The organism is Pseudomonas sp. S44, from assembly GCF_016624805.1.
GTDB lineage: Bacteria > Pseudomonadota > Gammaproteobacteria > Pseudomonadales > Pseudomonadaceae > Aquipseudomonas > Aquipseudomonas machongensis.
Genome location: NZ_JACVTY010000003.1, coordinates 117,323 through 130,576, shown reverse-complemented (window position 1 = coordinate 130,576; position 13,254 = coordinate 117,323). Strand labels below are relative to the sequence as shown.

15 protein-coding genes and 1 pseudogene are annotated in these 13,254 nt (G+C 64.0%); 4 read left to right on the top strand and 12 right to left on the bottom strand.

What is annotated here, in order from left to right:
* Nucleotides 1-14 precede the first annotated feature (14 nt).
* The 3 genes from IAE40_RS04725 to IAE40_RS04715 all read left to right on the top strand — a co-directional run bounded on the left by IAE40_RS04725 (nt 15) and on the right by IAE40_RS04715 (nt 2,580).
* Nucleotides 15-812, top strand: a complete 798-nt coding sequence (locus tag IAE40_RS04725) for a transporter substrate-binding domain-containing protein (RefSeq protein WP_200602780.1) — start codon at nt 15-17, stop codon at nt 810-812.
* Between the two features lie 78 nt (nt 813-890).
* On the top strand, nt 891-1,853 hold the full coding sequence (locus tag IAE40_RS04720; protein WP_054894812.1) for an amino acid ABC transporter permease: 963 nt from the start codon (nt 891-893) through the stop codon (nt 1,851-1,853).
* A complete protein-coding gene (locus IAE40_RS04715) occupies nt 1,846-2,580 on the top strand; it encodes an amino acid ABC transporter ATP-binding protein (RefSeq protein WP_054894811.1) in 735 nt (244 codons plus the stop codon). Before IAE40_RS04720 ends, IAE40_RS04715 begins: the two co-directional genes overlap by 8 nt.
* Before the next feature lie 74 nt (nt 2,581-2,654).
* Here the strand turns inward: IAE40_RS04715 and IAE40_RS04710 are convergent, their stop codons facing one another.
* The 12 genes and pseudogenes from IAE40_RS04710 to ubiE all read right to left on the bottom strand — a co-directional run bounded on the left by IAE40_RS04710 (nt 2,655) and on the right by ubiE (nt 12,800).
* Nucleotides 2,655-4,598, bottom strand: coding sequence for a HAMP domain-containing methyl-accepting chemotaxis protein (locus IAE40_RS04710; RefSeq protein WP_200602749.1), 1,944 nt, complete (start codon nt 4,596-4,598; stop codon nt 2,655-2,657).
* A gap of 152 nt (nt 4,599-4,750) precedes the next feature.
* The gene (locus tag IAE40_RS26000; protein WP_414155833.1) at nt 4,751-5,464 is read right to left on the bottom strand and encodes a methyl-accepting chemotaxis protein; all 714 of its coding nucleotides are present in this window, start codon (nt 5,462-5,464) and stop codon (nt 4,751-4,753) included.
* A gap of 141 nt (nt 5,465-5,605) precedes the next feature.
* A pseudogene (locus IAE40_RS25995) lies at nt 5,606-6,550 on the bottom strand (methyl-accepting chemotaxis protein); the annotation flags it as partial.
* Nucleotides 6,551-6,766: 216 nt separating this feature from the next.
* Nucleotides 6,767-7,474 (bottom strand): 16S rRNA (uracil(1498)-N(3))-methyltransferase, encoded by a 708-nt coding sequence (locus IAE40_RS04700; protein WP_200602748.1) that lies wholly within the window; start codon nt 7,472-7,474, stop codon nt 6,767-6,769.
* On the bottom strand, nt 7,471-8,262 hold the full coding sequence (tatC, locus tag IAE40_RS04695; protein WP_063546576.1) for a twin-arginine translocase subunit TatC: 792 nt from the start codon (nt 8,260-8,262) through the stop codon (nt 7,471-7,473). The genes IAE40_RS04700 and tatC overlap by 4 nt, the downstream gene beginning before the upstream one ends.
* A complete protein-coding gene (gene tatB, locus IAE40_RS04690) occupies nt 8,259-8,633 on the bottom strand; it encodes a Sec-independent protein translocase protein TatB (RefSeq protein WP_197893370.1) in 375 nt (124 codons plus the stop codon). Before tatB ends, tatC begins: the two co-directional genes overlap by 4 nt.
* A 3-nt stretch (nt 8,634-8,636) precedes the next feature.
* Complete coding sequence (locus tag IAE40_RS04685; protein ID WP_054894793.1) at nt 8,637-8,921, bottom strand: twin-arginine translocase TatA/TatE family subunit; 285 nt, start codon at nt 8,919-8,921, stop codon at nt 8,637-8,639.
* A gap of 77 nt (nt 8,922-8,998) precedes the next feature.
* Nucleotides 8,999-9,331, bottom strand: coding sequence for a phosphoribosyl-ATP diphosphatase (locus tag IAE40_RS04680; protein ID WP_054894792.1), 333 nt, complete (start codon nt 9,329-9,331; stop codon nt 8,999-9,001).
* A gap of 2 nt (nt 9,332-9,333) precedes the next feature.
* On the bottom strand, nt 9,334-9,726 hold the full coding sequence (hisI, locus tag IAE40_RS04675; RefSeq protein WP_054894791.1) for a phosphoribosyl-AMP cyclohydrolase: 393 nt from the start codon (nt 9,724-9,726) through the stop codon (nt 9,334-9,336).
* 73 nt (nt 9,727-9,799) lie between these two features.
* Nucleotides 9,800-11,410, bottom strand: coding sequence for a ubiquinone biosynthesis regulatory protein kinase UbiB (gene ubiB, locus IAE40_RS04670; protein ID WP_197893369.1), 1,611 nt, complete (start codon nt 11,408-11,410; stop codon nt 9,800-9,802).
* Nucleotides 11,407-12,030 (bottom strand): ubiquinone biosynthesis accessory factor UbiJ, encoded by a 624-nt coding sequence (locus IAE40_RS04665; protein ID WP_151925997.1) that lies wholly within the window; start codon nt 12,028-12,030, stop codon nt 11,407-11,409. The genes ubiB and IAE40_RS04665 overlap by 4 nt, the downstream gene beginning before the upstream one ends.
* Nucleotides 12,030-12,800 (bottom strand): bifunctional demethylmenaquinone methyltransferase/2-methoxy-6-polyprenyl-1,4-benzoquinol methylase UbiE, encoded by a 771-nt coding sequence (gene ubiE / locus IAE40_RS04660; RefSeq protein ID WP_054894788.1) that lies wholly within the window; start codon nt 12,798-12,800, stop codon nt 12,030-12,032. The genes IAE40_RS04665 and ubiE overlap by 1 nt, the downstream gene beginning before the upstream one ends.
* Before the next feature lie 124 nt (nt 12,801-12,924).
* Here ubiE and IAE40_RS04655 point away from each other — a divergent pair, with 124 nt between their 5' ends.
* Nucleotides 12,925-13,200: a polyhydroxyalkanoic acid system family protein gene (locus IAE40_RS04655; RefSeq protein WP_197893368.1), complete on the top strand. Its 276-nt coding sequence runs from the start codon at nt 12,925-12,927 to the stop codon at nt 13,198-13,200.
* Nucleotides 13,201-13,254 lie beyond the last annotated feature (54 nt).

The window sequence follows — 13,254 nt, the reverse complement described above, 5'->3', positions numbered from 1 at the left end:
GGGACCTGGTGATGATGAAGAAATACCTGTCGCGCATGCTGCTCGGCGTCACCGCGCTGATCGCGGTCACAACCGCCCAGGCGGGCGCCATCGATGATGCGGTCAAGCGCGGCACCCTGCGCGTGGGTATGGACCCGACCTACATGCCGTTCCAGATGACCAACAAGCGCGGCGAGATCGTCGGCTTCGAGGTCGACATCCTCAAGGCGATGGCCAAGTCCATGGGCGTCAAGCTCGAAACCGTCTCCACCGCCTATGACGGCATCATCCCGGCCCTGCTGACCGACAAGTTCGACATGATCGGCAGCGGCATGACCCTGACTCAGGAACGCAACCTGCGCCTGAACTTCAGCGAACCCTTCATCGTCGTTGGCCAGACCCTGCTGATCCGCAAGGAGCTGGCAGGCGAGATCAAGTCGTACAAGGACCTGAACAACGAGAAGTACCGCCTGACCTCCAAACTCGGCACCACCGGCGAGCTGGTCGCCAAGAAGCTGATCAGCAAGGCCAAGTACCACGGCTACGACAACGAGCAGGAAGCGGTGATGGACGTGGTCAACGGCAAGGCCGATGCCTTCGTCTACGACGCGCCGTACAACGTGGTCGCGGTGAACAAGGCAGGCGCCGGCAAGCTGGTCTACCTGGAAGAACCCTTCACCTACGAGCCGCTGGCATTCGGCCTGAAGAAGGGCGACTACGACAGCATCAACTTCATCAACAACTTCCTGCACCAGATCAAGCACGACGGGACCTACGATCGTATTCACGACAAGTGGTTCAAGAAGACCGACTGGCTGAAGGACATGGAATAAGAGCCCGGACCACAAGCCCTGGCGATGACCCTGACGCGCAGGCAACCCCTGCGCGTTCGCATTTACGGAAGCACCCACGTGATCAAACACAAGAAAGCCCAGTGGCCCTGGCACGCGCTTACCGCGCTGGTGCTGGTGGGCCTGGCGTTCAGTCTGTACATGGCCACCTCGATGATTTCCTACGAGTGGCGCTGGAACCGTGTGCCGCAGTACTTCGCCTTCCAGGCCGAAGACGTGCAGCGCGCCGCGGCCTACGGCACCGTCGAGGAGATCGTCGTGTCCGGCAACGACGCCCGCGTCACGCTCAAGAGCGAGGACGGCGAGGTGCAAGTGCTGGAGGTGGTCAAGGACAGTCTGCAACTGAGCCGTGGTGACGATGTCGCCGAGGGCGACCAGATCGGCGTCACCCGCCACTGGGCGGCCGGCCCGCTGGCCTGGGGCCTGTGGACCACCTTGTGGATCTCGGTGCTTTCCGGTGCGTTCGGTTTGGTGATCGGCCTGTTCGCCGGGTTGTGCCGGTTGTCGAGCAACCCGACCCTGCGCGACCTGTCCACGGTCTATGTCGAACTGGTGCGCGGTACGCCGCTGCTGGTGCAGATCTTCATCTTCTATTTCTTCATCGGCACCGTGCTCAACCTGTCCCGCGAGTTCGCCGGGGTGGCGGCGCTGGCGCTGTTCACCGGCGCCTATGTGGCCGAGATCGTCCGTGCCGGTGTGCAGTCGATCGCCAAGGGGCAGAACGAAGCGGCGCGCTCGCTGGGCCTGAATGCCAGCCAGTCGATGCGCCATGTGATCCTGCCCCAGGCGTTCAAGCGTGTGCTGCCGCCACTGGCGGGGCAGTTCATCAGTCTGGTCAAGGACACCTCGCTGGTGTCGGTGATCGCCATTACCGAGCTGACCAAGAGCGGTCGCGAGGCGATCACCACGTCGTTCTCGACCTTCGAAATCTGGTTCTGCGTGGCAGGCCTGTACCTGCTGATCAACCTGCCGCTGTCGCACATTGCCAGCCGGCTCGAGCGGAGGCTTGCGCAAAGTGATTGAAGTCCGTGACCTGCTGAAAGTCTTCGACACCCGTGGCCAGGTGGTGCGTGCGGTGGACAACGTCTCCACCCAGGTTGCCAAGGGCGAGGTGGTGGTGGTGCTGGGCCCCTCGGGTTCCGGCAAGTCGACCTTCCTGCGCTGCCTGAACGGCCTGGAGCATTTCGACGAAGGCCATGTGGCCATCGATGGGCTGCGCCTGGAAGACCCCAAGACCGATATCAACGCCTACCGCCGTGAAGTCGGCATGGTGTTCCAGCACTTCAACCTGTTCCCGCACATGACCGTGCTGGAGAACCTGTGCCTGGCGCAGAAGGTGGTGCGCAAACGTAGCAAGGCCGACCGCGAAGCCAAGGCCCGTGCACTGCTGGAGAAGGTCGGCATTGGCCAGAAGGTCAATGAATACCCCTCTCGCCTCTCGGGGGGGCAGCAGCAGCGGGTGGCCATTGCCCGCGCCCTGGCGATGGATCCGAAGGTGATGCTGTTCGACGAACCGACCTCGGCGCTCGACCCCGAGATGGTCGGCGAGGTGCTGGATGTCATGAAGACCCTGGCCCAGGAAGGCATGACCATGGTCTGCGTGACCCATGAGATGGGCTTTGCCCGTGAGGTGGCTGACCGGGTGCTGTTCTTCGACCATGGCAAGTTGCTGGAAGATTCGGCACCCGCTGCGTTCTTCGCGGCGCCGAGGGACCCGCGGGCCCAGGCGTTCTTGCGCCAGGTGCTTTGATCGGATCGCTCTTTGCGTGGGCAAGCCCGACCTCTTGTAGGCGCAAGCTTGCCCGCCAAGGCACACCACCGTTCCTACAGGCTGAATCGCCCCACCATCCCCCGCAACTGCTGCCCCAGCTGCTGTAGTTCACCACTGGAAGTGGCCGTCTGTTCGCTCGCCGAACTGGTGTGATCGGAAGCCTCGCGCACACTGATCACGCTGCGGTTGATCTGTTCGGCCACCACGCTCTGCTCTTCGCTGGCGGTGGCGATTTGCTGGTTCATCCCCTGGATGTTCGATACGGTCCGGGTGATCTGCCCCAATGCATCGCCCGCGCGGCGACTCAGCTCGACACTTTGCTCGGTCAGGGTCCTGCTGCTGTCGAGCAGTGAAGTGACTTCATCGGTGCCCTGGTGCAGGCTTTCGATCAGGTGCTCGATCTCCTCGGTCGACTGTTGGGTGCGCTGGGCCAGGCCCCGTACTTCGTCGGCCACCACCGCGAACCCGCGACCGGCTTCGCCGGCACGTGCCGCTTCGATGGCCGCATTGAGGGCCAACAGGTTGGTCTGTTCTGACACCGACTTGATCACGTCGAGGATACTGCCGATCCGTTGGCTTTCCCCCGCCAGGTGTTGCATCGAAGTGAGGCAGCGGTCCATCTGCGTTGCCAGCTGTTCGATACGCGCGATGGCTTCGGCCACTACCTGATCGCCCACTTGCGCCTGCTGGTCAGCGTCGGTTGCGGCCAATGAGGCATGTTCGGCGTTCTGTGCCACTTCCTGCACGGTCGCGCTCATCTGGTTCATCGCCGTGGCCACCTGGTCGGTTTCCTCGCGCTGCTGAGTGATGCGCTCGAGCGTGTCTGCGCTGGCCCCGGCCAGTTGCGAGGCCGCTTGTGACAAGTGCTCGACGCTCTGGTCGATGCCGCCGATCAGCTGGCGCAGGCTCAGCGTCATCTCGCACATGCTGCGCTGCAACTGGCCCATTTCGTCGCGACGCGCCACCGTTTCCACTTGGCTGAGGTCGCCGCGAGCGATGCGGGCGGCCTGGGCCAGTGTCTGGCGCAGTGGCTCGGTGATCTGCCGGGTGATCAGCCAGCCGGCCAGCACGCCGACAGCCAAGGCCAGCAGTGCCACGCTGGTCAGCAGTGAGCGAGCGGCTACGGCTTCATGGTCGCGTTGTGCAACTTTCTGCTCGGCCAGCGTCACGCTGGCGTCACTCAGGTCGTTACCGATGACTTCCATGTCGCTCTGCAGTTGTTCGACGCGGATCGCTGCGCGACGGTATTGCTCCAGGCTGGCCCGGTACTCGGCCAGGGCGGGCTTGGGGCGCGCCATGAGCTCGCTCGGCAATGCGAGCGGTGCAAGTGCCGTCAGCATTTGCTCCAGGCTGGCTTGCGCAGCATCGAGCGCCGCATTGCCGACCTGTGCGAAGTCCTCGACGGGCGAGAACGTGTAGGCGGGTACCAGGCTTTGCTGGTTGGCGCTGTCGACCTGGCGCGTGAGCGTGTCCATCAGTCCGAGCAGGTTGCCCTGCGGCTGGTCGGCGGGAAGCTTGAGCAGCGCTTGGGTCTGCAGGTCGTCGATGACTTCATCCAGTATCCGGTCCTTGTCGCGCATGATCTTGCGCAGCTCGGCACGGCTATCGACTGCGCGCAGCAGCTCGGCGTAGTTCTCGCGCAGGCGCTGCAACTGACGCAGCTTCTCGCTGAGCAGCTCGCGCGACTGGTCGACGCTGCTGCGTTGCTGGAGCACGGTGAGCCGGCGTTCGAGCTGGTCGAGGATCGCGTCGATGCGTGTCTTGCTGGTGTCGTCGGCCAGCACGCGGTAGGTGATGCGTTCGGCGCGCAGGTCTTTGCTCAGGTCACTGATCTGCACGATCTCGCTGAGCTGTTGCGAGCGGATGATGGCACCGTCCAGGGCGCGCCAGCCGCTGACGGTGGTTGCGAGTGTGAGCAACAGGACCACGGCGAAGCCGAGGGTGAGTTTGAGTCGCACGCTGAGGTTGGCGAGGCAGCGATTGAGATATCCGAACATGGCGAGTCTCCATCCATATGAGAGAAGGACCATGCTGGTAGGTTGCCAGCATGGTCCTTCTGCTCATCGGCAGAGCGCGCGTGGGACTCGACCTGTAAATCCTGTGGGAAAGTTCCACTGGCAGGTAGTGATTATTCCTTGCCCGGCGGCGCTCAGAGACGGAAGCGGGCTACCAGGCCCTGCAGGTGGGTGCCGAGCCGCGCCAGCTCGACGCTGGAGCTGGCAGTCTCTTCACTGGCCGCCGAGGTCTGGTCGGAAATATCCCGTACATTCATCACGCTGCGGTTGATCTCCTCGGCCACTGCACTCTGCTGCTCTGCCGCCGTAGCGATCTGCTGGTTCATCGATTGGATCGACGACACGGTGCGGGTAATGGTATCCAGCGAGCTGCCGGCGCGACGGGTCAGTTCGACGCTGCTGTCGGTGAGTTCGCGGCTGCTGTCCATCACACTGGATACCCGCTGGGTGCCGCTCTGCAGGTTGGCGATCAGCTCCTCGATCTCCTCGGTCGACTGCTGGGTGCGCTGCGCCAGGCTGCGTACTTCATCGGCGACAACGGCGAATCCGCGACCAGCCTCACCTGCGCGTGCAGCTTCGATGGCGGCGTTGAGGGCCAGCAGATTGGTCTGCTGGGCAACCGACTTGATCACGTCGAGCACGCTGCCGATCTTGTCGCTCTCGGTCTTGAGCTGGTTCATCGCTTCGCTGGAGTTACCCACTTCGTTGGCCAGGCGCTCGATCTGGGCGATGGCCTCGCCGACCACCCGATCACCCTCGCGAGCCTGCTGATCGGCCATCAGCGCCGCTTCCGACGCCTGCTCGGCGTTGCGCGCGACTTCCTGCACGGTGGCTGCCATTTCGTTCATGGCGGTCGCGACCTGGTCGGTCTCGACTTTCTGGTTGTTGACCCCTGCGCTGGTCTGCTCGGTGACGGCCGACAGCTCTTCGGCAGCGCTGGCGATCTGGGTGACGCCGTCACCGATACCGCTGATCAGTTCGCGCAGGCCCTGGGTCATGCGTTGCATGCTGGCTTGCAGTTGGCCGAGTTCGTCGCGACGTTGCACCAGCAGGTCCTGGCTCAAGTCGCCGCTGGCCACGCGTTCGGCGGCGCTGAGGGTCTGGCGCAGGGGCACGACGATCTGCCGGGTGATGGCCCAGGCGGCAATGATGCCTAGCAGCAGGGCCAGGGCACTGGCTCCGCCCAGTAGGGTCTTGGCCTGCAGGGCACCACTGTTGCGCACGGCGGTCTGCGATGCGGTCATCTGCGTACCGGCATCCATCAACACCTGGCCCTGTACAACCATGCGTTGCAAGGTCTGCTCCGCGCTGGTCTGCGCTGCGCCGAACTGGTTCACCGCATCGCGATAGGCGCCCATGGCATTGGCGGCATCATCGAGACTGGCGGCGTATTCGGCGGGCACCCTGGCCGGCAGGGCCTTGAGCACAGCGAGCGCCTGGTCGATGGCATCCAGCGCGGTCTGCTGGAATTCGGCCTTGCCGCTATAGGTGTAGCCGCGCACCTGGAAGCGCGCCTGCTGGAGCAAGGCGCTGGCCTGCACGATCTGTTGATAGAGGCTGATGTCGCCACCTTGCGCAAGGCGTTGCTGCACCTGACCGATCAGCGCAGCGGCCTTGTCGGCGCTGTCACCCAGCACACTGCGTGCGGCTTCACGGCGCTGGCCGGCCTGCTTGAGCTCGACGAAGGCCTGGCGGTATTGGCGCACGGCTTGACGCTGCTGCTCCAGGCGCTGGCGATCCTGCGGATGCTCGATCTGCCCGAGCATCATCTCGACCTGCTGCTCGAGCTTGCCGAGCGCTTTTTCCAGCTCGCCCGCCGATGCGTCGTCGCGATTGCGTTCGTACTGCTGGCGGGCGATGCGCAGGTCCTGGCTGTAGCCGAGGATCAAGGAGATGTTGCCCAGCTTGTCACCGCGGTCGATGATCGAGTCCATGCCGCGCCAGCCTGTGGCGGTGATGGCCATGGTCAACAACAGTACCAGGCCGAAGCCGGCCCCCAGTTTGCGACTGACGCTCACGTTTCCCAGCGACTGGACAACCTTTCCGTACATGACGATCTCCCCGGCGACTTGAAAAGCCAGAATTTTCTTGTGTTGCAAGGCCATCGGCCTGCTGGGGAGAAACTTGATGCCAGGATGCTGACCAAATGGTCAGAATATTCGGGAAAGCAGAGCCGTGACCGCCGTTTCCACACGCAGGATGCGCTCGCCCAGTTGTACGGGGGCCAGGCCGGCCTTGCCCAGCAGTTCCACTTCGTAGGGAATCCAACCGCCTTCCGGGCCGATCGCCAGGGTCACCGGCCCTTGCACCGCGCGTGGGCAAGCCGGGTAGGGGCCGGGATGGCCAACCAGGCCGAGCGTGCCGTCGGCGATGGTGGGCAGCCGGTCTTCGACGAAGGGTTTGAAGCGCTTTTCGATGATGATTTCCGGCAGCACGGTGTCACGGGCCTGCTCAAGGCCCAGGATCAGGTTCTCGCGGATGCTGTCCGGCTGCAGGAACGGCGTCTGCCAGAAGCTTTTCTCGACCTTGTAGCTGTTGACCAGGATCAACCGTGGCACGCCGAGGGTGGCGATGGTCTGGAACAGACGGCGCAGCATCTTGGGGCGGGGGACGGCCAGCACCAGGGTGAGCGGCAGCTTCGCTGGTGGCTCCTGATCGAAGCTGACCCGCAGCTCGGCTTCGTGGCCCTCCAGGCGGATCACCTCGGCCTGGCCCATCAGGCTGCCGATGCGGCCTACGCGCAGGGTGTCGCCCACCGCCACGCGGTGGATGTCCTGCATGTGAGTGAAGCGGCGGTCGGCCAGTACGACACGGTCGGCCGCGACGAAGTCGGCCTCCTCGAGCAGCAGCAGGTTCACGCCTGGGTCGCTGGTGGCTGGTCGTTGTGGTCGTCCGCGGCTTCATCCTGCGGATGGCTGCGCTTGCGGATCAGGCCGCCGAACAGCACGCCGATCTCGAACAGCAGCCACATGGGCACGGCCAGCAGTGTTTGCGAGAAGATGTCCGGCGGGGTGAGGATCATGCCGACCACGAAGCAGCCGATGATCACGTAGGGACGGATCTTCTTCAGGTACTTCACATCGACAACGCCGATCCACACCAGCAGCACCACCGCCACCGGAATCTCGAAGGCGACGCCGAAGGCGAAGAACAGGGTCATGACGAAGTCGAGGTAGCTGGCGATGTCGGTCATCATCGACACGCCTTCAGGGGTGGCGCTGGCGAAGAAGCCGAAGATCAGCGGGAACACCAGGAAGTAGGCGAAGGCCATGCCGGCGTAGAACAGGATGATGCTGGAGATCAGCAGCGGGATGGCGATGCGCTTTTCATGGCGATACAGCCCCGGTGCGATGAAGCCCCAGATCTGCTGGAGGATGAACGGGATGGCCAGGAATAGCGAGACGATCATGGTCAGCTTGAACGGCGTGAGGAACGGTGATGCCACGTCGGTGGCGATCATCGTCGCGTTGGCCGGCAGGTGCGCACGCAAGGGTGCCGAGACCAGGGTGTAGATCTGCTGGGCGAAGGAGAACAGCCCGGCGAAGATCAGGAAGATAACGGCTACGCAACGCAGCAGGCGGGTGCGCAGTTCGGTCAGGTGCGAGACCAGCGGCATGGGCTGGTCGTGTTCCGGAGTTTCGCTCATGGGGCTCGGGGCGGCTGGTGCGGCTCAGGGGTGGTCGTGGGCGCCGCTGGGGCGGCATTGGCGTCGGCGACAGGTGCGGGAGTCTCGCTCGCGGCCGGCGTGTTCACGGGCTGCGCGGGCGGTGTCTGCGGGTTGAGGATGCGCTTGGCTTCCTGTTCCATCTGCAGGATGTGCTCGTTGTGCAACTGGCGGCGGATGTCATCGGCACCGATCTCGCGCTCGACTTCCATCTTGATGCTGTTGAAGCTGCGCTTGAGCCGGCCGATCCACAACCCCGCGGTACGCGCGGCGCCAGGCAGGCGCTCGGGGCCGAGCACCAGCAGGGCAACCAGGCCGACGAGCAGCAGCTCGCTGAAGCTGATGCCGAACATGGGTCAGTCTTTCCGTTGTGGCTCTTGGACCGGCTGAGCCTGGCCCTCGATGGTGTGCGGCTGGCTCAGCGGCGCGGTGTTGTGCGGCTGCTGGGTGGGTTGCACGGACGGCTGTACAGGCGGCGGAGTCTGCTCGGCAGGCTTGCTTTCTTCCTCGTTCATGGCCTTGCGAAAGCCTTTGATCGATTCGCCCAGGTCGCTGCCGAAGTTCTTCAGCTTTTTGGTGCCGAACACCAGCACTACGACGACCAGCAGGACGATCCAGTGTTTCCAGTCAAAGATACCCATGGTGTACTCCCTTGAATGATGTGTAGCCTGAGCGGGCGTTATCGCAGGGCGAGCCCGCTCCTGCAGGGGCATGTCGATCAGGTCGGTTGGCGCGCGGCCTTCTCGTCATGGCCGGAAAGCCCGAAGCGGCGGTCGAGTTCGTCCAGTACCGCCTGTGGATGCTGCCCCAGTGCGCTGAGCATCACCAGGCTATGAAACCACAGGTCGGCGGTTTCATAGATGACATCACTGTAATCCTTGCTCACGGCGGCGTCCTTGGCGGCGATGATCGTCTCGATCGACTCTTCGCCAAGCTTCTCCAGAATCTTGTTCAGACCCTTGTGGTAGAGGCTCGCCACGTAGGAGCTGTCGGGGGCCGCCTGCTTGCGTTGTTCGAGCACTTCAGCCAGGCGATCGAGTGTGTCGCTCATGTTCAGTGCCCCGCGTGGTAGATAGTGTCAGGATCTTTCAGGACCGGGTCGACGATCTTCCATTCACCGTTTTCGAAGACACGATAGAAGCAGCTTTCACGGCCGGTATGGCAGGCGATATGACCCAGTTGCTCGACCATCAGGATGACCACGTCGGCGTCACAATCCAGGCGCAGCTCATGCAGTTTCTGCACATGGCCGGACTCTTCGCCCTTGCGCCACAGCTTGCCCCGCGAGCGCGACCAATAGATGGCGCGGTTCTCGGCGGCAGTCAGGGCGAGCGATTCACGGTTCATCCAGGCCATCATCAGCACACGCCCGGTCTTGTGGTCCTGGGCGATCGCCGGTACCAGGCCATCGCTGTTCCACTTGATCTCGTCCAGCCAGTCTTTCATCGTCGACTCCAAAACAGGCCCGCTCCCGTACCGGACCCTTTGCGCCTAGTGTGCCAGCCAGCAGCGCGGCTGGCTATCGGCGCACGATCAGGTAGAGCCCGGCAGCCAGCATCAGCCACGCCGGCCAGGCGGCCGGGGCGCTGAGGCTCGCGGCACCGGTGGCCAGGGTCGCCCCGCCACCGAGCAGGCCGGCACCGAGCAGGCGCAGCGCCCAGTTGTCGCCCGCCCGGCGGCGCTCTGGCAGTTGCGGGTCGTGCAGGTGCGGTTGCGACAAGCGTTCGAGCAGGTCGCGGGTCATGTCGGCCAGGTGCGGCAACTGCTCGGCTTGGCTATAGAGGTTGCCGAACACCGCCTTGGGGCTCATGCGCTCGCGCATCCAGCGTTCCAGATAGGGCTTCGCGGTGCTCCACAGGTCCAGGTCAGGGTACAGCTGGCGCCCCAGGCCTTCGATGTTGAGCAGGGTTTTCTGCAGCAGCACCAACTGCGGCTGAACTTCCATATTGAAACGGCGGGCCGTCTGGAACAGGCGCATCAGCACCTGGCCGAAGGAAATATCCTTTAACGGTTTTTCGAAGATCGGCTCGCATACGGTGCGGATCGCCGCTTCGAATTCGTTGACCTTGGTGTGTGCCGGTACCCAGCCCGAATCGATGTGCAATTGCGCCACGCGACGGTAGTCGCGCTTGAAGAAAGCGATCAGGTTGCGTGCCAGGTAGTCCTGGTCTTCGGCGGTCAGGCTGCCGACGATGCCGCAGTCGATGGCGATGTACTGCGGGCTCCACGGCTTGACCGTGCTGACGAAGATGTTGCCCGGGTGCATGTCGGCGTGAAAGAAGCTGTCACGGAACACTTGGGTGAAGAACACCTCGACACCGCGTTCGGCCAGAAGCTTCATGTCGGTGCGCTGGTCGGCCAAGGTGGCCATGTCGGTGACCGGCACGCCGTAGATGCGCTCCATCACCAGCACTTTCGGGCGGCACAGGTCCCAGTACACCTGCGGCACGTACATCAGCTCCGAGCCTTCGAAGTTGCGCCGCAGCTGGCTGGCATTGGCTGCTTCGCGCAACAGGTCGAGCTCGTCGTAGATGGTCTTTTCGTAATCGCTGACCACTTCCACCGGGTGTAGGCGGCGGGCATCGGCGGAGGCCCGTTCGGCCACCTTGGCGATCAGGAACAACCACGCCAGGTCCTGCGCGATCACGGGCTTGAGCCCCGGGCGAACCACCTTGACGACCACCTCTTCGCCGCTCTTGAGACGTGCCGCATGTACCTGGGCGACCGAGGCCGAGGCCAGCGGCTCGACGTCGAAGCGGCTGAACACCTCGCCGACTTTCGCACCGAGCTGCGCTTCGATCAGCGCCACGGCTTTCTGTGGGTCGAATGGCGGCACGCGGTCCTGCAGCAGCATCAGCTCGTCGGCGACGTCCGTTGGCAGCAGGTCGCGGCGGGTGGAGAGCAGTTGGCCGAACTTGATGAAGATCGGCCCCAGGTCCTGCAGGGCCAGGCGCAGGCGCGCGCCGCGGCTGAGCTCGCTGGGCTTGCGCGGCAGCCAGCGCCAGGGCAGCAGCAGGCGGATGCTCAGCAGCCACCAGGGCAGGGGCAGGTCGAACAGCAGGTCATCGAGGCGGTAGCGGATCACGACGCGCTGGATGCGCAACAGACGGCGGACGGCGAGCAGCTTCATGCGTTATCGCTGGAATCAAGAGTGTGGGAAAGGCGACGGATGCGCGCCTCGAGACGTTCGATATCGACCTTCAGCGCATCGAGCTCGCTGAATGCCGCTTCGGCTTCGCGCTGCCCGACCAGGGTACGCGATTCCTCGGCCAGGTACTCGGACAGATTCTGGCTGAACCGCGACAGGCCCTGCCGGGTCCAGCGTGCGCGCAGGCGCAAGTGGCCGGCGATCAGCGCGGTGGGGACCGGCCCCAGCCAGCGCGACAGCTCGTACTCCCAATCGAGCTCCAGGTCCTGGAGCACGCCGACCAGGTCGAGCAGCACCGCGCTGTCGCCATGCAGCTCGACCTGCGGGCTGTGCAGCACGGCGTTCTTGTCTGTGGCGAAGGCCAGCTGGGCCAGGCTGCCGGCCGGCGCACGCAGGGTGCAATCGACCTCGCCCTCCCAATGTGCAGCGAGCATCAGGCCCTCTTCGTCGGGCAGGATGAACAACTGCAGGGCGGGCTGGCGGCAGTCGATGGCGATCACCTTGCCTTCCAGCGCGCCCAGGCGCGGCAGCGCGGTGCTGTCCATGCGCAGCACACGGTTGAGCCCGTGCTCGACGCTGGCGAGCAGCCCGGCCAGGAGCATCAGGGTTTGATTCCCCGGTGCACGGCGACGATGCCGCTGGTCATGTTGTGGTAGGTGACGCGGTCGAAACCGGCATCGACCATCATGCTTTTCAGCGTTTCTTGGTCCGGGTGCATGCGGATCGATTCGGCCAGGTAGCGATAGCTTTCCGAGTCGTTGGTGATCAGCTTGCCGGCCAGGGGCATGAAGGCGAAGGAGTAGGCGTCGTAGGCGCGCGACATCAGTTTGTTGGTGGGCTTGGAGAACTCCAGCACCAGCAGGCGGCCACCAGGCTTGAGCACACGCAGCATCGAGCGGATGGCTTCATCCTTGTGCGTCACGTTGCGCAGGCCGAAAGCGATGGTCACGCAGTCGAAGTGGTTGTCGGGGAAGGGCAGCTTTTCAGCATCGGCCTGGACGAACTCGATATTACCGGCCACGCCGCGGTCGAGCAGGCGATCGCGGCCAACCTTGAGCATCGATTCGTTGATGTCGGCCAGTACCACCTGGCCGGTCGGGCCGACCAGTCGCGAGAACTTGGCAGCCAGGTCACCGGTGCCGCCGGCGATGTCGAGCACGCGGTTGCCGGGGCGCACACCGGACAGCTCGATGGTGAAGCGCTTCCACAGGCGGTGCATGCCGCCGGAGAGCACATCGTTCATCAGGTCGTACTTGGCGGCCACGGAGTGGAAGACCTCGGCGACCTTCTTCGCCTTCTGGCTCTCGGGGACGTCCTGGTAGCCAAAGTGGGTGGTGGGTTCGGCGTGGTCGCCTTTGCGCTGGTCGTTCATATCGCTTCACCGAAAAAAATTACCGCCATTCTAGGGCGAACGGGCGGATTTGTCTTGGCGGGGTGTGCCGTCTCGCGGGCGCGGGCATAATGCCGATTATGTCTTCATTGCCTGGATACCCCGCATGACTCAGATCAGCGTCGAACGCAAACATTCCCTCGGTCGCGAAGCTGCCCGTGCCAAGGCTGAAAGCCTGGTCGACAAGCTGTCGCGCGAGTACGACCTCAAGGCCACCTGGAATGGCGACCGCGTCGATGTCGCGCGCAGCGGCGCCAACGGCAGCGTGCACATCGGCGAGGACAGCATCCGTGTCGAGCTGAAGCTGGGCATGATGCTGTCGATGATGAGCGGGACCATCAAGGGCGAGATCGAGCGTGCGCTGGACAAGGCCCTGATGTGATCTGACGAAGCCCTCGGGGGCTGTAGGGCGCTTCCCTTGCTGCGCCCGGCAGGC